This window comes from Bacillus sp. PSXD-155 (assembly GCF_049310765.1).
GTDB classification, from domain to species: Bacteria; Bacillota; Bacilli; order Bacillales; family Bacillaceae_G; genus Bacillus_A; species Bacillus_A cereus.
Genome location: NZ_JBMOWC010000001.1, coordinates 145,119 through 163,651 on the forward strand (window position 1 = coordinate 145,119; position 18,533 = coordinate 163,651).

Here is an 18,533-nt window from a genome sequence, read left to right on the forward strand (position 1 = left end):
CGTTATTTCGCCCTCTCTACAAAGATTTCATTTAACGTCGGCTCTAACATTTTGAATTGTCGTAAGCTAACACCTTGCTCTTGCAACTGTTGCAAAATCTTGAGAGCTTCCGCATCGTCTTGTACTTTCACATAAAGAAGGCCTTGTTGTTTTTCATACGATACATGTATAGCCTCTAATCCCTTTTCATTCTCTACTGTATCTTCAATCGTTAAATTACGGAAACCGTATTCTTTCTTAATATCACTTAGCTGTCCTTTTACGACTGCTTCACCTTTTTTCAAAATACATACATGTTGGCAAAAAGCCTCTACTTGTTCCATACGATGACTTGATAAAATAATCGTCTTTCCGCTCTGTACTTGTTCTTCAATAATACTAGCTAACATCCCGGCGTTAACTGGATCAAGGCCGCTGAATGGTTCATCTAAAATGAGAAGTTCCGGATTATGAAGAAGAGCAGCAATTAATTGGATTTTTTGCTGATTCCCTTTTGAAAGCTCTCCAGCCGTTTTAAATTTATATTCTGGTATCGCTAAACGCTCTAACCAATGATCAATAGCTTGATCTACTTCTTTCTTCGACATTCCTTCTAATCTACCAAAATATCGCAACTGATCTATTACTCTACTTTTTGTATATAAACCTCTTTCTTCTGGTAAATACCCAATTGTTACGCCACTATCCCCAAATGCTTTTCCATCCCACGTAATCGTACCTTCATTAGGCGTTAATAATCCGAGAAGCATTTTGATTGTTGTTGTTTTCCCTGCACCATTTCGTCCAAGTAATCCTAGTACTTCACCTTTTGGTAACGAAATTTGCAAACCGTTAACTGCTTTTGATTCCCCAAATTGTTTCGTTAAGTTTTGAATTTGTAAACTCAAAGTATAAAGCCTCCCCTTTAGTATCATTCGTACTCTCTTTCAAAGACTATGTTTATTCAAGAAAAAATATAGCACTACACTTCATCCTCTTATATGTAAACACCGTCATTAATCCATCATTTGTTCTATTTAGTTAAAATTGTAAATAACAAAACTCTTTTTGTCAATTATAATTGTCATTACGACAATAAAACTTGTCAAAATAACTATTATTATTTTGCTCATCTTTCTAATATAGGACATACTACTATATATACAAAAGACAATATGCAAATGTTCATATAAAAATATTATATTTTAATATATAATATAAAATGATTTTCTAACATCAAGGAGGGTACATATGAAGATGAAGAGGGGCATTACCACTCTATTATCTGTAGCGGTTCTATCTACATCACTTGTAGCATGTTCAGGAACACCAGAGAAAACAGTGGCGAAAGAAGAGAAAGTAAAATTAACAGAACAGCAATTAATGGCTGATTTATGGTATCAAACAGCTGGCGAAACGAAAGCACTTTACTACCAAGGGTACAATATCGGTCAATTAAAGCTTGATGCAGTTCTTGCAAAAGGGACAGAGAAAAAACCTGCTATCGTACTTGATTTAGACGAAACTGTTTTAGATAACAGTCCTCATCAAGCAATGAGCGTAAAAACAGGCAAAGGCTATCCTTACAAATGGGATGATTGGATTAATAAAGCTGAGGCTGAAGCCCTTCCAGGCGCAATTGATTTCTTAAAATATACAGAGTCTAAAGGTGTAGATATTTACTACATCTCAAATCGTAAAACGAACCAACTAGATGCAACAATTAAAAATCTTGAGCGTGTAGGTGCTCCTCAAGCAACGAAAGAACATATATTACTACAAGATCCGAAAGAAAAAGGAAAAGAAAAACGCCGTGAACTCGTTTCTCAAACCCATGATATTGTCTTATTCTTCGGTGATAACTTATCTGATTTCACAGGTTTTGATGGAAAATCTGTAAAAGATCGTAACCAAACAGTAGAAGATTCAAAAGCACAATTTGGTGAGAAATTCATTATTTTCCCGAATCCAATGTATGGCGATTGGGAAGGCGCTTTATATGATTATGATTTCAAAAAATCAGATGCAGAAAAAGATAAAATCCGTCGCGACAACTTAAAATCATTTGAAGTAAAATAAAGAGGATGGCATTCGCCATCCTCTTTATTTTACTTTCTCTGTTAAAGGCAAGATAAACACTTCCACACGTCTATTCTTTGCCTTTCCTTCTTGTGTATCGTTTGGAGCAATTGAACGGTATTCTCCGTATCCAATCGCGCTAAATTTTTCTGGTTGTAATTCTTTATTTTGCAGTAATACTTGCATAAAATTAACTGCCCGCTGCGTACTTAATTCCCAATTCGACGCAAACTGCGCATTGGCAATAGGGACATTATCCGTATGACCCGATACTGTAATTTCACGAGGTGACGCTGAAACAAGTAAGCTAGACATCTCTTTTGCAATCCCTAAAGATTCTAATTTCACATCTGCTTTCCCCGAATCAAACAGTATATTTTCTAATATTGTCACCATTAATCCCTTTTCAGTTAATTTAGTTTGAAAAGAAGAGGATAATTGTTTTTCATTAATATATTGATCAATCTTTTTTTGTAATGCTTTCAATTCATCCATCTCTTTTTTTTCTTTAGCTCTAGCTTCTTCTTGTTTTTTTGCTTGTTCTGCCTCAAGGCTACTTGCTGATAATTCTTTTTCCTCATTTGGCTTTTGATCACTTAAAAATTCTTTGTTACCTGTTCCCCCAGCTAATTCACTTCGAAAAGCAACTGCCATCTGTTTAAACTTCGCAGCATCTATACTACTCATTGCGAATAAAACGATAAACAATGCAAATAACAACGTTAACATATCAGAATATGGAATTAACCACGTTTCATCGATATGCTCATCATGTTTTTTCTTTTTGCCTCTTCTATTTTTCTTACTCCGCATTTTTTTCTGCTCCTTTTTCTAGCTTTTTACGCTCAGTTGCAGAAAGTGCACCTAAAATGCGGTTCTTCATAATAAACGGATATGTACCTTCTTGTAGCATTAATAAACAATCAATGATTAAACGTTTTTTCTCAATTTCAGCTGAAGATTTTTGCTTTAACTTATTTGCAAATGGATGCCATAATACATAACCTGAAAAAATACCAAAAATCGTTGCAATAAACGCACCCGAAATAGCATGACCTAACTTTTCAATATCAGTTAAGTTACCAAGCGCAGCTACAAGACCGATAACAGCACCTAAAACTCCTAATGTCGGTGCATACGTACCAGCTTGTGAAAAAATAGCAGCTCCCTTTGCATGTCTTTCTTCAATTGCCTCTAATTCAGATTCCAAAATCTGCTCTAAATCTTCTGCGGATACGCCATCAATCACAAATTTCATACCGCGCAAAAGAAATTCATCTTGAATTTTGTCTAATTGTTGCTCTAAAGACAAAATACCGTATTTTCTACTTTCAGATGTCCAATGAACAAATAATTCTAGCAACTGTTCATAACTTAAATCCTTTTTATTTGAACCAAAAAGAACTTTAAATAGTTTTGGAACCCTTTTTAGTTGATTCATCGGAAATGCAATACATACTGCAGCAAATGTACCGATAAAAATAATTAATGCTGCGGCAGGATTTAATAAGGCTGTTACGTCAGCGCCCTTGACGACCATCCCTACTACCACTGCTAAAAATCCTAAAACAAGTCCAATAATTGTTGCAAAATCCATTCCCATTCACTCCTAGTCTATACAAGAAGTTCTTTATTCTCGATAATCGCTACATCTTCTTATGTATATATATTACATAAAAAATGCAATTCATGAAAGATAAGAAATGAATTATATAAAAAAATACTACAAATTCACACATTTTCTGACATTTTCTTTGCATTTCTATTACGTTATGACTCTTATATTCCTTTTCCAACAAACTAGACTTATAATAAAAAAACGATACACATTTTATTAAGAAGGGACTGTGATTACAAGGCATTATGAAAAAGATAATAATTATTTCTGCCACTACTATTGTAATCGGTATCACATCTTTCACTTACTTTGGTTCTAAATCACCACTACATAATGAAGCGAAAGCTGTCGAAAGTCAAAAACATACTAACCACCCAAAAGAAGAGATTCCTGCTTTTCCAAAAGCTGATCATAATGCAAAGAAAATAGACAATAACTTTTCAGTTGTAACAAATCCAAAATCTAATCTTGTCTTAATTAATAAACATCGAAAACTACCAGATGGATACATTCCTGAAGACTTAACGAGACCAAACGTACCATTTGCTAGTCCAAAAGCTAAAGAAAAAACATTGCTACGCAAAGATGCTGCAGAGGCACTTGAAAACATGTTCAAAGCTGCGAAAAAAGAAGGGCTTGATCTTACAGCTGTATCTGGTTATCGTTCATACAAACGCCAAAAATCGTTGCATGATACATACGTTAGGCGTCAAGGAAAAGCTGAGGCTAATTCAGTAAGCGCAATTCCTGGTACGAGTGAACACCAAACGGGTTTAGCAATGGATATTAGTTCAAAAACAGCTAAATTTCAATTAGAGCCTATTTTCGGGGAGACAGCAGAAGGAAAATGGGTCGCGGAACACGCTCATGAATTCGGCTTTGTCATTCGTTACTTAGAAGATAAAACAGATACAACAGAATATGCATATGAACCATGGCACTTACGCTACGTTGGTAATCCATACGCTACATACCTATATAAACATCACTTAACATTAGAAGAAGCGATGGAAGACAAAAAATAAGAGAGCAAATTGCTCTCTTATTTTTCTTTCACTCTATCATTGTAGTAATTTCTTCTTCCATTCTTCAGGCCATGGTTCGCCTCTTCCTGTTTTTTTCGACGCTTGAACCATCATTCCACGACCTACTAAACAAACCTCTCCTTCTGCATTCTTCACCATATAATGTAGATCTAAAGAAGAGTTCCCAACCGATCCTGCCTTTACATACACCTTCAACTGTTCATCAAAATATATTTGCTTAATAAAATTACATTGTAAATCCGCAACAACGATCATCGTTTCTGATGATGCATGTGTCCACTCTTGCATAAATCCAAGTTCTTTAAACAACGCGATACGAGCTTCTTCAAAATAAGTAAAAGCAACGACATTATTTACATGTCCAAACATATCTACTTCACCAAAACGAACCTTTACAGGATTGTAAAAGGAAAAACCACTTTCCCATTTCTCGAAGTCTTCAATATAAGAAATTCTCTTCAACGCTATCTCCCCTTCCTGCAAAAAAACAGAATAAACTGAAAAATGAAGTTATAAATATTGCCCCTTCAAGATGAAGAGGCAATATTTATTAATAGTTATTATCGCTACCAAAGAAATCTTTGAACGATTGAATTGTTGTATCACGGTTTAATGCCGCAATTGAAGTTGTTAAAGGAATACCCTTCGGACATGATTGCACACAGTTTTGAGAGTTACCACAGTTTGCTAGTCCTCCATCTCCCATAATTGCACGTAAGCGATCTGCTTTATGCATTTCACCCGTTGGATGTGAGTTGAATAAACGAGCTTGTGATAACGGCGCTGGTCCAATAAAGTCAGACTTACTGTTTACGTTTGGACATGATTCTAAGCAAACACCACATGTCATACATTTTGAAAGCTCATAAGCCCATTGACGCTTTTTCTCAGGCATTCTTGGTCCTGGACCTAAGTCATACGTACCATCAATTGGAATCCAAGCTTTAACGCGTTTTAGAGCATTAAACATGCGACTGCGGTCAACTTGTAAATCACGTACAACTGGGAATGTCTTCATCGGCTTTAAGCGAATTGGCTGTTCTAATTGGTCAATAAGAGCCGTACATGATTGACGTGGCTTTCCGTTAATAACCATCGAACATGCACCGCATACTTCCTCTAAGCAGTTCATATCCCATGCGATCGGAGTTGTTTGGTTTCCTTTTGAATCAACAGGATTACGACGAATTTCCATAAGCGCCGAAATAATATTCATATTAGGACGATATGGAATTTCAAACTCTTGGTCAAACTCTTGTGCATCTGGTCCATCTTGTCTCGTAATGATGAGGCGGATTGTTTTCTCAGACATGTTGTTTATCCCCCTTCTCTTCACCCTTAGCAGCTACATCATGTTTTGAAGAATAATCACGTTTACGTGGTTTAATTAATGAAACATCAACGTCTTCGTAATGGAATGCTGGTGCATTTCCTTCTCCTTCAAATTTTGCCATAGTAGTTTTTAAGAAGTTTGCATCATCACGATTTGGGAATTCAGGTTTGTAATGCGCCCCGCGGCTCTCATTACGGTTATATGCGCCAATTGTAATAACACGTGCTAACTCAAACATATTTGCAAGTTGACGTGTAAATGAAGCACCTTGGTTACTCCATCTTGCTGTATCGTTAATGTTAATACGTTTGTAACGATCCATTAACTCTTCAATTTTCGCATCTGTTTCTAATAACTTTTTATTTTCACGAACTACTGTAACGTTATCTGTCATCCATTCTCCAAGCTCTTTATGAAGAACATATGCATTTTCATTACCATCCATCGTTAAAATATTGTTAAATTTCTCTGTTTCGATTAATTCATTTTGCTCATATACAGTAGATGAAACAGCATCTGATGATTTAGAAAGACCTTTCATATATTCAATTGCGTTTGGTCCTGCTACCATACCACCGTAAATTGCTGATAATAGTGAGTTTGCACCAAGGCGGTTACCACCGTGCATAGAATAATCACACTCACCTGCTGCAAATAAACCTGGAATACTAGTCATTTGCTTATAGTCAACCCATAGTCCACCCATTGAATAGTGAACAGCTGGGAAGATTTTCATTGGTAGTTTACGAGGATCATCCCCTGTAAATTTCTCATAGATTTCAATAATTCCACCAAGTTTAATATCTAGTTCTTTCGGATCTTTATGAGAAAGATCTAAGTACACCATGTTTTCACCGTTAATACCTAGTTTTTGCTCTACGCAAACATCAAAGATTTCACGCGTTGCGATATCACGAGGTACAAGGTTTCCGTAAGCCGGATATTTTTCTTCTAAGAAGTACCATGGTTTACCATCTTTATATGTCCAAACACGTCCACCTTCACCACGTGCAGATTCACTCATAAGACGTAATTTATCGTCTCCAGGAATTGCCGTTGGGTGAATTTGAATGAACTCACCATTTGCATAATATGCACCTTGTTGATATACAGCAGAAGCTGCTGTACCTGTATTAATAATGGAGTTTGTTGATTTTCCGAAAATGATACCAGGGCCCCCTGTTGCCATAATCACGGCATCAGCTCCGAAACTTTTAATCTCCATAGTTTGTAAGTCTTGTGCAACGATTCCTCGGCACACACCTTCATCATCAACAACAGCTCGTAAGAAATCCCAGCCTTCATATTTCGTTACAAGTCCTGCTACTTCGTGACGACGTACTTGCTCATCTAATGCGTAAAGTAATTGCTGTCCAGTTGTTGCACCAGCAAATGCTGTACGGTGATGTTGCGTTCCACCAAATCGACGGAAATCAAGAAGTCCTTCTTCCGTACGGTTGAACATAACACCCATACGGTCCATTAAATGAATGATACCAGGTGCTGCTTCACACATTGCTTTAACTGGTGGTTGGTTCGCTAAGAAGTCCCCACCATAAATTGTATCGTCAAAGTGGATCCATGGAGAATCCCCTTCACCTTTCGTATTTACGGCACCGTTAATTCCGCCCTGAGCACATACAGAATGTGAACGTTTTACTGGTACTAAAGAAAACAGTTCAACATTTACTCCTGCTTCTGCCGCTTTAATCGTTGCCATTAAGCCAGCCAAGCCACCGCCGACTACTATAAGTTTCCCTTTCATGCTCTCCCACTCCTTACTGATTTGCTAGCTGTGGATCGATGAACGCTAATAATGCACTCACACCTACATAAGATAGACCTAAGAAAATAGCTAATGTTACATAAGTAGAGATTCTTTGTGAACGTGGAGATACTGTAATTCCCCAGCTGATGCAGAATGTCCATAGTCCATTTGCAAAGTGGAAAATTGTTGAAACAACACCAACTAAGTAGAATGCAAACATAGCTGGATTGTTTAAAATATCTGCCATCATATCATAGTTTACCTCTTTACCTAACATTGCTTGAATACGAGTTTCCCAGACGTGCCAAGAAATGAAAATCAGCGTAACGATACCTGAAATTCTTTGGAAAACGAACATCCAGTTACGGAAATAACCGTAAGAAACCGCATTGTTCTTAGCTGTAAATGCAATATATAAGCCATATATAGCATGGTACAGTATCGGTAAAAAGATGATGAAAATTTCTAGCGCATACCGGAATGGAAGGAGCTCCATAAAGCCTGCAGCTTTGTTAAAAGCCTCTGCTCCTCTTGTTGCAAAGTTGTTTACAATTAGATGTTGCGTCAAAAAGACACCAACCGGGATGACCCCCATTAATGAGTGCCACTTACGAAACGTATACTCGCGGCCTTTCATGTCCCCATTACCCCCTTGAATGTTTGACTGCTGTTTTCAGATTAATTTATAACAATAATGTTTTTTCACTATTGGCATAAGAAAAACTGAAAAAATTATTCGAAATATTTCAGCATAATTTGATAACAAGTTCATTTTACCCCTATTTTTGTCGAAGCGTCAAGAAAACGTATACATAATTTGCATATAATTTGGCAATTCTTTTTTTCTTCTTAGATATTCAGATTTCCCTAAAGAAAAATCTGTTTTTATAAATGAAAAATGTTATATAATAATCCCTATAGAAAGAGGGGAATATTGTGAGTAAAAATACAATCGATATAACATCTTTAGAAGATGTTTCATTGAACGCCTTCGCTTATGAATTGCTACGTGAAGAATTACTACCTGATTTAATCGGCAACGATTTAGATGGTATTTTATACTGGTCTGGTAGAAACCTTGCAAGAAAATATCCGCTAGAAACAATTGAAGAAGTCATTCAGTTCTTTGAAAAAGCTGGCTGGGGCACTTTAAGCATTATTGAACATAAGCGTCGTGAAATGCAGTTCCAACTTAAAGGCACACTCATTGCAGAACGTCAAAAACAAAAACGACATTCTTCTTATCAACTAGAAGCTGGATTCATCGCTGAACAAATTCAAAAGCAACGGAACGTCGTTGCAGAGTCATACGAAGAAAAGAAAAAACGTTCTGACTCTATTACATTTCTTGTAAAATGGGATATAAAAGATCTCATTGAAGTGTAAGCATTACCTACAGTCAACTAGACATATCAGTTTAGTTGACTTTTTTGTATTTTCATTCAGATGCATTTATTTTAAATCTTCAGAAATTATACCAAAAAACAGAAGACGTTGTAAACTACAACGTCTTCTTATCTGTTAAATACGTATAAATCGTCTCCGCGACATTTTTCGGCATACCCGCTTCGACAAATTCCTCTATAGAAGCTTCTTTCATCTTCTTTAATGAACCAAAATGTTTTAACAATACCTTTTTCCGTTTATCACCTATTCCTGGAATGTCATCCAATGCTGATTGAATGACAGATTTCCCATGTAATTGACGATGGAATGTAATCGCAAATCGATGCACCTCATCTTGAATACGCTGCAATAAATAAAATTCTTGGCTATTTCTCTCAAGCATCACAGGTTCCGGTGGGTCCCCAATAATTAAATGGGAGGTTTTATGTTTATCATCTTTCACAAGACCTGCCATCGGAATATATAATCCGAGCTCATTCTCTAGAATATCACTTGCAGCCGCTAGATGGCCTTTTCCTCCATCAATAATAATCAAATCAGGTAAAGGTGAATTTTCTTTAAGGGCCCTTGTATAACGGCGCCTCACAACTTCTCTCATAGACTCATAATCGTCTGGTCCTTGAACCGTTTTAATTTTATATTTTCGATACTCTTTCTTCGCCGGTTTCCCATCGATAAAAGCAATCATTGCAGAAACAGGATTTGTTCCTTGAATATTTGAGTTATCAAACGCTTCAATACGATACGGCGTTTCAATCCCAAGCTGCTTCCCTAAATGATCTACTGCTTTAATCGTTCGTTCTTCATCACGTTCAATTAAGTAAAACTTCTCTTCAAGAGCAATTTTCGCGTTTTTATTTGCTAATTCTACAAGGTCTTTTTTCTTACCACGTTTCGGCTGTGTCGCTTCTACTTCTAAAAAGCGCTCTACTAATTCCGAGTCTATACTTCCTGGAACGACAATTTCCTTCGGCTTAAAATGACTACTGTTTTCATAAAATTGGCCGATAAACGTTAAAAAGCCCTCTTCTGGTTCATCGTAAATTGGAAACATAGAAACATCACGTTCAATTAGCTTTCCTTTTCGAACGAAGAAAACTTGAACACACATCCATCCTTTATCCACTGCATATCCAAACACATCACGATCCACTAAGTCACTCATAATCATCTTTTGTTTTTCCATAATCGCATCAATATGAGCAATTTGATCACGCAACTCTTTTGCACGTTCAAACTCTAGTTTCTCTGAGGCCTCATACATTTTTACTTCTAATTCTGAACGAACTTCTTTATGTCCACCATTTAAAAACTTAATAATTTCATCTACAATTTCTTTATTTTGTTCTTCCGTCACTTCTTTCACACACGGCGCTAAGCATTGACCCATATGATAATACAAACAAACTTTATCTGGCATATTCGTACATTTCCGAAGTGGATACATACGATCTAGCAGTTTTTTCGTTTCATGAGCAGATTGTGCATTTGGATAAGGACCAAAATACTTTCCTTTATCCTTTTTTACATTTCGAGTAATGAGTAAGCGCGGTTGCTTCTCCGCCGTAATTTTAATAAAAGGATATGTTTTATCATCTTTTAATTGAATATTATATTTCGGATCATATTTTTTAATTAGATTTAACTCTAAAATAAGTGCTTCTAAATTCGAAGAGGTTACAATATATTCAAAATCAACAATTTCTCCTACAAGCCGCAGTGTTTTCCCATCATGTGAACCAGTAAAGTACGAGCGCACACGATTTTTAAGCACTTTTGCCTTTCCAACATATATAACCGTTCCTTGCTTATCTTTCATCAAATAACAACCAGGTTGATCTGGTAAAATAGCCAACTTCTCTTTCAAATGTTCGTGCACTCGTCTCCCTCCATTTCTACATACTTAGCATTTTTATTTTCCCTTGAAAACATACTATGCTCAAACACCCAACATACGTTCTTTTATTGTAACGGAAAGACTGTAAAAAAGAAAATAAAAAAAGCTACCAACTGGTAGCTTTTTTATTTTAGAAATGTTTAGAAACTAATTCTACTAACGCTTCTTTCGGTTTGTAACCTAACGTTTGATCAACTACTTTACCGTCTTTTAATACGAAAAGAGCTGGAATGCTCATTACTTCGAATTGACGAGCAGTTTCTTGGTTCTCATCAACATCTACTTTTACTACTTTTACTTTTTCGCCTAGTTCTGCATCGATCTCCTCTAATACAGGAGCGATCATTTTACAAGGTCCACACCAAGGTGCCCAGAAATCTAATAATACAACACCTTCGCTAGTTTCAGCTGCGAAGCTTTGGTCATTTGCGTTTACAATTGCCATTTTATTTCCTCCTTCAAGTATATTCTACCAAGAGTATATCATTAACTTATATACGTGGCGAATAATATGTATCGTTATGTATTGTAACAAAAAAATGTTCCTTTATACTATATAAAAATATGGATTAAATACTAAAAAGATGAGAGACAGGGGATCTCTCACCTTTTTCTATATATAGGGGTACTTCACTTGGAACTCAAGGGTACTTAAATCATGAATGTACTTTTAACTTTTTAAACTCTTCTGTTAAAAGAGGTACAACTTCGAACAAGTCACCAACAATACCGTAGTCAGCTACTTTGAAGATACTTGCTTCTGGATCTTTATTAATCGCAACGATTATTTTTGAGTTAGACATACCTGCTAAATGCTGAATCGCACCAGAAATACCACATGCAATGTATAAGTCTGGCGTAACAACTTTACCAGTTTGACCAATTTGTAATGAGTACTCACAGTATTCAGCGTCACAAGCACCACGAGATGCCCCAACAGCGCCGCCTAGTACGTCAGCTAACTCTTTTAATGGTTTAAATCCTTCTTCACTCTTCACACCGCGTCCACCAGCGATAATAACTTTCGCTTCAGAAAGATCCACACCTTCTGCTGTTTTACGGACAACATCTTGAATAATTGTACGTAAATCTTTCACATCAACTGTAATAGAAGATACGTCACCGCTGCGAGACTCATCTTTTTCCAGAGTTGCAATGTTATTTGGACGCACTGTCGCAAATAAGATGCCGTCTGTTACAATCTTCTTCTCGAATGCTTTACCAGAGTAAATTGGACGAGTGAAGATAACATTTCCACCTTCAACCTCTAAAGCAGTTACGTCAGAAACTAAACCAGCTTCAAGCTTCGCTGCTAATTTTGGTGATAAATCTTTACCAAGTGCCGTATGTCCAAAGACAATACCTTCTGGATTTTCTTCAGCATGTACAGCTAAAAACGCTTGTGCATAACCATCAGATGTATATGATTTTAATTTATCATTTTCAACTGTCACAACGCGATCTGCACCGTAATGAATCAATTCATTTGCAAAAGAGGCAACGCTGTCTCCAATTAGAAGACCTACTACTTCACCGCCTTCTGCAATTGTTTTTGCTGCTGCTACCGCTTCAAACGAAACGTTACGTAGCGATCCATCACGAACTTCACCCATTACTAATACTTTACGAGCCATAGATTTTCCCTCCTGCATATATAATTTCGTATTTTATTAGATTACTTTCGCTTCTGTATGGAGCAACGATACAAGTTCTTTTACTTGATCTTGCAGCTCGCCTTGTAACACTTTTCCTGCATCTTTCTTAGGAGGCAAATAGATTTCAATTGTTTTTGTCTTTGCTTCCACATCATCTTCTTCTAAATCTAAATCATCTAATTCTAATTCTTCTAGTGGCTTTTTCTTCGCTTTCATAATACCTGGAAGCGATGGGTAACGAGGTTCATTTAAACCTTGCTGTGCTGTTACTAAAACTGGTAATGAAGTTGCAATCACTTCTGTATCACCTTCAACATCACGCTCAATCTTCACATTTGTACCGTCAATTTCAAGTTTTGTAATTGTCGTTACATATGGAATATTTAACGCTTCAGCTACGCGTGGCCCTACTTGTCCAGATGCACCATCAATTGCAACGTTTCCGCCTAAAATTAAATCTGCATCTTTATCTTTTAAATACTCAGCAAGTACTTTTGCTGTCGTGAACTGGTCACCATTTTCTACATCATCTTCAATATTAATTAATACCGCTTTATCACAGCCCATTGCTAATGCAGTACGAAGTTCTTTCTCACTATCTTCGCCACCGACTGTTACAACTGTAACTTCTCCACCTTGTGCGTCTCTTACTTGAATTGCTTCTTCAATTGCATATTCATCGTAAGGGTTGATGATGAATTCCGCTTCGCCATCGTAAATTGCACCGTTTTTAATTACGATTTTTTCTTCTGTATCAAATGTTCGTTTCATGAGTACGTAGATGTTCATTCCATTTACCCCCTTGTTTTTCAGAAAGATTCTATCAATTTTAATTTTCTGTTAATTTATATTAAAAAAATAATTGAACTACCTGCCACTAAATGAAGGTTTACGCTTTTCTAAAAATGCGGCTACACCTTCTCTTCCATCTTCACTCGTAAATACTTCACCAAAAATTTGTGATTCACGTTGTACACCTTCATAGTAATGAGACGATTTTGTCGTTTGCAATAACTCTAGTACAGCACGAGTTGTTGCTGGACTTTTTCCAGCAATTTGTTTTGCAACTTTAAGCGTATCATCTAAAAATGATTCTTCAGAGAACAATCCGTTAACAAGTCCCCACTTTAATGCTTCTGCACCAGTAATTGGTGTACTTGTTAACATCATTTCACAAGCTTTCGCTTTCCCAACATAACGTGGTAAGCGCTGTGTACCTGCAAAGCCAGGAATTAATCCAAGTGTTAATTCAGGTAAACCAAGTTTTGCACTTTCAGTTGCAAAGCGCATGTGGCAAGACATAGCAAACTCAAGGCCGCCGCCCAGTGCCGCTCCATGAATTGCCGCAATAACTGGTTTTGAACATTTTTCAACACGCTCAAACGTAACTTGTCCAAGCTGTGCTAATTCTGTTGCTTGCTTCGCTTCAGTAACAGATGTAAATTCTTTAATATCTGCTCCTGCTGAGAAGAAACGTCCTTCACCGTGAATAACAACAACACGAATGTTATCATCCTTTTCCACTTGATCAATTAATTCAGTAACGTCATGCATAACTTGTGAAGACATCGCATTCGCTGGTGCGTGATTTAACGTCGCCACCGCGATATGATCTTCAACTCTTACAGATAGGAATTTCAACATGATCCCTCCCATTATTGACGATAACCACAAGCTGCAATAAGTAGCCCGTGTACCGTTTTTGAAAGTGCGACCAGATCATACTTATGATCGCTCATTACCCAATTGGTCACAACTTCATCTACTGTTCCAAAGATCATTTGTCTTGCCACGCGAACATTTAAATCTGCTTGAAATTCACCTTGTTTTATACCAGTCTCTAAAATCTCATCCATAACTTGTAAGTAGCCTTTTAATACTTCATTTATTTTAAGGCGCAAGTCTTGATTGGACTGCCTTAGCTCTAATTGCGTAACGATAGCAAGCGGATCATTTTGCGACAACAGCAAGAAGTGCGTTTCTACCAACATGAATAACTTCGATACAGCGCTTTCAATTCCTGCTGTTTTTTGACGAATTGTTTCGACAAATTCTCCCATCTTCTCTTGGAATAAGGATATTAATATATCTTCTTTATTTTTAAAATATAAATAAATCGTGCCATCAGCTACCCCAGCTTGCTTTGCGATTTTAGAAACTTGCGCTTGGTGGTACCCATTCTCCGCAATCACAATGACTGCCGCATCAATAATTTGATTGTATTTCGGTCTATTTTTCTTCACTTTACTGTCCCCTTCAAGAAGATGACTGAATGAATAGTCATTCATATTCTTATAATACTGACTATTTAGAAAAGTGTCAATCCTATTTTTTCAAAAAGAAAGGGCCTTAGCCCGTTTGCTCATCCTCATTCTTTCTCTTCTCTTCATCTATTAGAACACGGCGCAAAATTTTCCCTACTGTCGTTTTCGGCAATTCATCTCTAAACTCATATACTTTCGGCACTTTATAAGCCGCTAAATATTTACGTGCAAACTGATTTAATTCTTCCTCAGAGCATTCCGTACCTTCTTTTAACACAACAAATGCTTTAACTGTCTCTCCTCGGTACGGATCTGGAACTCCAATTGTCACTACTTCTTGCACTTTTTCATGCTCATATAATACTTCTTCAACTTCACGAGGATACACATTAAATCCACTCGCGACAATCATATCTTTCTTGCGATCTTTTACATAGAAGAATCCATCTTCATCCATGTAGCCAACATCACCTGTATGGAGCCAGCCATCTTGCAATACAGCCGCTGTTTCCTCTGGCTTATTCCAATATCCTTTCATAATTTGAGGGCCTTTCACTACAATTTCACCTATTTCTCCTGGCGGTAATGCCTCACCAGTTTCAAGCGACATAATGATTGCTTCTGTATCTGGCCACGGAACTCCGATGCTACCTGGCACTCGCTTTTCCCATAAAAAATTACTATGTGTAACCGGAGAGGATTCTGTTAAACCATATCCCTCTACTAGTTTACCACCTGTAACTTTTTCGAACTTTTCCTGTACTTCTACTGGCAGTGGTGCTGATCCACTAATACAAGCACGAATAGAAGAAATATCGTATTCTTTTAAAAGCGGACTATTTAAAAGAGCGATATAAATAGTTGGTGCCCCTGGAAACAATGTCACTTTATGCTTCTTAATCGCTTCAAAAACCATTTTCATATCAAACTTTGGAATAAGGACCATTTTGTATCCTTGCATAATACTTAAATTCATAACAGCTGTCATACCATAAACATGGAAAAATGGAAGAACCCCAAGAACGACTTCTTCTCCTTCTTTGCAATTATATAACCATTGAACTCCCATTAACGTGTTAGAGACGAGGTTTTTATGCGTTAACATAACTCCTTTCGGAAATCCGGTTGTTCCTCCTGTGTACTGTAAAAGAGCTAGATCATTTTCAGGATCACAAGGCACCTCAACATTCGTATTCACTTCTTTTTCTACTGAATTCCAAAGATGAATCGTTTCACTCTCTGATACTTTCACAACTAAATTCGACTGTTTTTTCTGCACAAATGGATACAATAGATTTTTAGGGAATGGTAAAAAGTCTGCAATACGAGTTACGATAATATGCTCAATTTTTGTAGCAGATTGAACATTCGTTACTCTTGGAAACACTAAATCGAGACAAAGAATTACTTTTGCTCCCGAGTCATGAAGCTGATATTCTAATTCCCTTTCTGTATACAGTGGATTGGTTTGTACTACGATACCTCCCGCAAGTAATGTACCGTAATAACCAATTACAGCTTGCGGACAATTCGGCAACATAATAGCAACTCGATCACCCTTTTCCACACCGAGTTTTTGAAGATAATTTGCAAACCGCTTCACCTTATCATGGAAGTCCGAAAACGTAATATCCTTCCCTAAAAAGTGAAGCGCTTTCTTTTCTGGGTAGCGAGAAGCCATCTGTTCTACATATCTATGAAGCGGCTGAATATCATAAGAAATCGTACTCGGAATTTCCTCTGGATAACTTTTCAACCATGGTTTTTCCACCTTCATTCCCCCTTCAAATACATAAAAAATAAATGAATGTTCATTCATGATGGTTATTTTCATTATATTATAGTCACCATAACGTTACAATCATAATATTCTGACTTTTATATAACTATGCTTTACTTCATTAACTTCTTATTATATGTAGAAACTCTCTTAATCTTAAAAGAGTAAGAGAGTTTGTCATTAACTTAATCTTATAATTGTTAATACCGCTCCTGGGGTAGTTGTTGATAATGTCGCAACAGCTAACAAACCAAATAATTGTAAGCTAATAGCATCTCCTGCTGCAAGAGTTGTAATAATTGTTGCACTAAATGATGTGGTTGCTACCGCAGGAGAATTTATCGTCCCAGCAAGTGCCCCTCCATTAATTGTAATCCGTGAACTGACTAATAATGAAGCCGTTATATTAATTGTATATGAAATATAATAATTACCAGCATTTGCAACCGTAAATACTGTGTTTCCACCAGAAACAGTAATTCCTGGACCGATGTTTTGATTATTCGGAAGCGGGACATTCGTTCCACCAAGAACTACCGATATCGCTGTTCCCGACGTATTATTTGCAAATGCATATGTCGCCGTGATACTTGTACCTGTAGCCCCGGTTGAACCCGTTGAGCCCGTCGCTCCTGTTGCTCCTGTCGGACCGGTTGAACCCGTCGTTCCCGTTGGACCTGTTGAGCCTGTTGAGCCTGTTGAGCCTGTTGCTCCCGTTGGGCCTGTCACTCCTGTTGAACCCGTTGCCCCGGTTGCTCCCGTTGGACCCGTTGCTCCTGTTATTCCTGTCGCTCCTGTTGGGCCTGTTGCTCCTGTTGAACCTGTCGCTCCTGTTGGGCCTGTTGCTCCTGTTGAACCTGTTACTCCCGTCGCCCCCGTTGGGCCTGTTGCCCCTGTTATTCCTGTTGCTCCTGTTACTCCCGTCGCCCCCGTTGGGCCTGTTGCCCCTGTTATTCCTGTCGCTCCCGTTGGGCCTGTTGCTCCTGTTATTCCTGTCGCTCCCGTTGGACCTGTTGCTCCTGTTATTCCTGTCGCTCCCGTTGGACCTGTGTCGCCTGTTACTCCTGTCGCCCCCATTGGGCCTGTGCCACCTGTTGCTCCCGTTGGGCCTGCGCCACCTGTTGCTCCTGTTGCCCCCGTCGGACCGGTTGGACCAACCTTAGGAACTGTCCCATCGCAACTAAAACAGCATGAATCAACATGTACACCATTTTGATTATTACACCCACAATATCCATTTACGTTATTGCTCCATGAAGACATGTTGATCACTTCCTTTACATTCGATCTTTTTAGCGCAATCACCGACTTAAAAAACACCTATCTAAATAACAAAGAAATACTTTGCCTAGTCGGGGATAAAACACAGATTTCCTCCATACATTCTAGTAATTATTACATGCGATTCACTCTCCTTTTGCTTGTACTTTCGCCTTATCTCCACAGACTATTAACAATACACATTACACTATCGTACACAGCCACTTTCCCATTTAAACTTTCCACATTCGCCAATATTTTTAGTAAAGAGGCTTATTCTTCATAAATAGCGACTATAATATATAAAAATCCGTATAATTCGTTATTTTTCGTCAAAATTTTAAAAATATATTGACACTTAAAATACCCTCATAGTATGATTTGGGTGTTGTAATTGATAACCATTTTCACTTATGGTACTAGTTACAAAAAACACTTAATTTGGGG

At 37.4% G+C, this 18,533-nt stretch carries 18 protein-coding genes; 3 read left to right on the plus strand and 15 right to left on the minus strand.

Annotation, left to right across the window (positions count from 1 at the left end; translation table 11 throughout):
* Positions 1–2: 2 nt before the first annotated feature.
* A complete protein-coding gene (locus ACO6VI_RS00720; protein ID WP_000058130.1) occupies positions 3–887 on the minus strand; it encodes an ABC transporter ATP-binding protein in 885 nt (294 codons plus the stop codon).
* A 343-nt stretch (positions 888–1,230) separates the two neighbouring features.
* On the opposite strand from ACO6VI_RS00720, the gene ACO6VI_RS00725 reads away from it, so the two are divergent.
* Positions 1,231–2,058: a 5'-nucleotidase, lipoprotein e(P4) family gene (locus ACO6VI_RS00725; protein WP_000782771.1), complete on the plus strand. Its 828-nt coding sequence runs from the start codon at positions 1,231–1,233 to the stop codon at positions 2,056–2,058.
* 24 nt (positions 2,059–2,082) lie between these two features.
* Here the strand turns inward: ACO6VI_RS00725 and motB are convergent, their stop codons facing one another.
* Together motB and motA are read right to left on the minus strand one after the other, a co-directional pair.
* The gene (gene motB / locus ACO6VI_RS00730; RefSeq protein WP_001256741.1) at positions 2,083–2,871 is read right to left on the minus strand and encodes a flagellar motor protein MotB; all 789 of its coding nucleotides are present in this window, start codon (positions 2,869–2,871) and stop codon (positions 2,083–2,085) included.
* Entirely contained in the window at positions 2,861–3,655 is a 795-nt protein-coding gene (gene motA / locus ACO6VI_RS00735; protein ID WP_000344862.1) for a flagellar motor stator protein MotA, read from the minus strand. Before motA ends, motB begins: the two co-directional genes overlap by 11 nt.
* Before the next feature lie 266 nt (positions 3,656–3,921).
* Here motA and ACO6VI_RS00740 point away from each other — a divergent pair, with 266 nt between their 5' ends.
* On the plus strand, positions 3,922–4,701 hold the full coding sequence (locus tag ACO6VI_RS00740; RefSeq protein WP_422422959.1) for a M15 family metallopeptidase: 780 nt from the start codon (positions 3,922–3,924) through the stop codon (positions 4,699–4,701).
* A 36-nt stretch (positions 4,702–4,737) separates the two neighbouring features.
* Here ACO6VI_RS00740 and ACO6VI_RS00745 read toward each other — a convergent pair whose 3' ends face one another.
* The 4 genes from ACO6VI_RS00745 to sdhC form a co-directional block, all read right to left on the minus strand.
* The gene (locus tag ACO6VI_RS00745; RefSeq protein ID WP_000822727.1) at positions 4,738–5,184 is read right to left on the minus strand and encodes an acyl-CoA thioesterase; all 447 of its coding nucleotides are present in this window, start codon (positions 5,182–5,184) and stop codon (positions 4,738–4,740) included.
* Between the two features lie 88 nt (positions 5,185–5,272).
* Positions 5,273–6,034 carry a succinate dehydrogenase iron-sulfur subunit gene (sdhB, locus tag ACO6VI_RS00750; RefSeq protein ID WP_001291830.1) on the minus strand — a complete coding sequence of 254 codons (762 nt, stop codon included), beginning with the start codon at positions 6,032–6,034 and terminating at the stop codon, positions 5,273–5,275.
* Positions 6,027–7,820, minus strand: coding sequence for a succinate dehydrogenase flavoprotein subunit (gene sdhA, locus ACO6VI_RS00755; RefSeq protein ID WP_000676743.1), 1,794 nt, complete (start codon positions 7,818–7,820; stop codon positions 6,027–6,029). The genes sdhB and sdhA overlap by 8 nt, the downstream gene beginning before the upstream one ends.
* Before the next feature lie 13 nt (positions 7,821–7,833).
* Complete coding sequence (sdhC, locus tag ACO6VI_RS00760; RefSeq protein ID WP_000678354.1) at positions 7,834–8,460, minus strand: succinate dehydrogenase cytochrome B558; 627 nt, start codon at positions 8,458–8,460, stop codon at positions 7,834–7,836.
* Positions 8,461–8,759: 299 nt separating this feature from the next.
* On the opposite strand from sdhC, the gene ACO6VI_RS00765 reads away from it, so the two are divergent.
* Positions 8,760–9,209 carry a YslB family protein gene (locus tag ACO6VI_RS00765; RefSeq protein WP_000042214.1) on the plus strand — a complete coding sequence of 150 codons (450 nt, stop codon included), beginning with the start codon at positions 8,760–8,762 and terminating at the stop codon, positions 9,207–9,209.
* Between the two features lie 115 nt (positions 9,210–9,324).
* Here the strand turns inward: ACO6VI_RS00765 and uvrC are convergent, their stop codons facing one another.
* The 8 genes from uvrC to ACO6VI_RS00805 all read right to left on the minus strand — a co-directional run bounded on the left by uvrC (position 9,325) and on the right by ACO6VI_RS00805 (position 18,089).
* Positions 9,325–11,109 carry an excinuclease ABC subunit C gene (uvrC, locus tag ACO6VI_RS00770; protein ID WP_000544300.1) on the minus strand — a complete coding sequence of 595 codons (1,785 nt, stop codon included), beginning with the start codon at positions 11,107–11,109 and terminating at the stop codon, positions 9,325–9,327.
* 148 nt (positions 11,110–11,257) lie between these two features.
* Positions 11,258–11,572, minus strand: a complete 315-nt coding sequence (trxA, locus tag ACO6VI_RS00775) for a thioredoxin (RefSeq protein ID WP_001018944.1) — start codon at positions 11,570–11,572, stop codon at positions 11,258–11,260.
* 211 nt (positions 11,573–11,783) lie between these two features.
* Positions 11,784–12,761, minus strand: coding sequence for an electron transfer flavoprotein subunit alpha (etfA, locus tag ACO6VI_RS00780; protein WP_000101946.1), 978 nt, complete (start codon positions 12,759–12,761; stop codon positions 11,784–11,786).
* A gap of 36 nt (positions 12,762–12,797) precedes the next feature.
* On the minus strand, positions 12,798–13,571 hold the full coding sequence (gene etfB / locus ACO6VI_RS00785; protein WP_001029028.1) for an electron transfer flavoprotein subunit beta: 774 nt from the start codon (positions 13,569–13,571) through the stop codon (positions 12,798–12,800).
* A 78-nt stretch (positions 13,572–13,649) separates the two neighbouring features.
* Entirely contained in the window at positions 13,650–14,426 is a 777-nt protein-coding gene (locus tag ACO6VI_RS00790; protein WP_000911291.1) for an enoyl-CoA hydratase, read from the minus strand.
* 11 nt (positions 14,427–14,437) lie between these two features.
* Positions 14,438–15,070 (minus strand): TetR/AcrR family transcriptional regulator, encoded by a 633-nt coding sequence (locus ACO6VI_RS00795; RefSeq protein ID WP_002001012.1) that lies wholly within the window; start codon positions 15,068–15,070, stop codon positions 14,438–14,440.
* Between the two features lie 61 nt (positions 15,071–15,131).
* Positions 15,132–16,817, minus strand: coding sequence for a long-chain-fatty-acid--CoA ligase (locus ACO6VI_RS00800; RefSeq protein WP_000414744.1), 1,686 nt, complete (start codon positions 16,815–16,817; stop codon positions 15,132–15,134).
* A 189-nt stretch (positions 16,818–17,006) separates the two neighbouring features.
* Positions 17,007–18,089: a collagen-like protein gene (locus ACO6VI_RS00805; protein ID WP_142321536.1), complete on the minus strand. Its 1,083-nt coding sequence runs from the start codon at positions 18,087–18,089 to the stop codon at positions 17,007–17,009.
* Positions 18,090–18,533 lie beyond the last annotated feature (444 nt).

Coding starts and splice junctions, on each gene's coding strand:
- etfB (WP_001029028.1), bottom strand. CDS start 13,571: ATGAACATCTACGTACTCATGAAACGAACATTTGATACAGAAGAAAAA.
- ACO6VI_RS00725 (WP_000782771.1), top strand. CDS start 1,231: ATGAAGATGAAGAGGGGCATTACCACTCTATTATCTGTAGCGGTTCTA.
- sdhC (WP_000678354.1), bottom strand. CDS start 8,460: ATGAAAGGCCGCGAGTATACGTTTCGTAAGTGGCACTCATTAATGGGG.
- etfA (WP_000101946.1), bottom strand. CDS start 12,761: ATGGCTCGTAAAGTATTAGTAATGGGTGAAGTTCGTGATGGATCGCTA.
- sdhA (WP_000676743.1), bottom strand. CDS start 7,820: ATGAAAGGGAAACTTATAGTAGTCGGCGGTGGCTTGGCTGGCTTAATG.
- ACO6VI_RS00805 (WP_142321536.1), bottom strand. CDS start 18,089: ATGTCTTCATGGAGCAATAACGTAAATGGATATTGTGGGTGTAATAAT.
- ACO6VI_RS00740 (WP_422422959.1), top strand. CDS start 3,922: ATGAAAAAGATAATAATTATTTCTGCCACTACTATTGTAATCGGTATC.
- trxA (WP_001018944.1), bottom strand. CDS start 11,572: ATGGCAATTGTAAACGCAAATGACCAAAGCTTCGCAGCTGAAACTAGC.
- ACO6VI_RS00790 (WP_000911291.1), bottom strand. CDS start 14,426: ATGTTGAAATTCCTATCTGTAAGAGTTGAAGATCATATCGCGGTGGCG.
- motA (WP_000344862.1), bottom strand. CDS start 3,655: ATGGATTTTGCAACAATTATTGGACTTGTTTTAGGATTTTTAGCAGTG.
- ACO6VI_RS00795 (WP_002001012.1), bottom strand. CDS start 15,070: ATGAATGACTATTCATTCAGTCATCTTCTTGAAGGGGACAGTAAAGTG.
- sdhB (WP_001291830.1), bottom strand. CDS start 6,034: ATGTCTGAGAAAACAATCCGCCTCATCATTACGAGACAAGATGGACCA.
- motB (WP_001256741.1), bottom strand. CDS start 2,871: ATGCGGAGTAAGAAAAATAGAAGAGGCAAAAAGAAAAAACATGATGAG.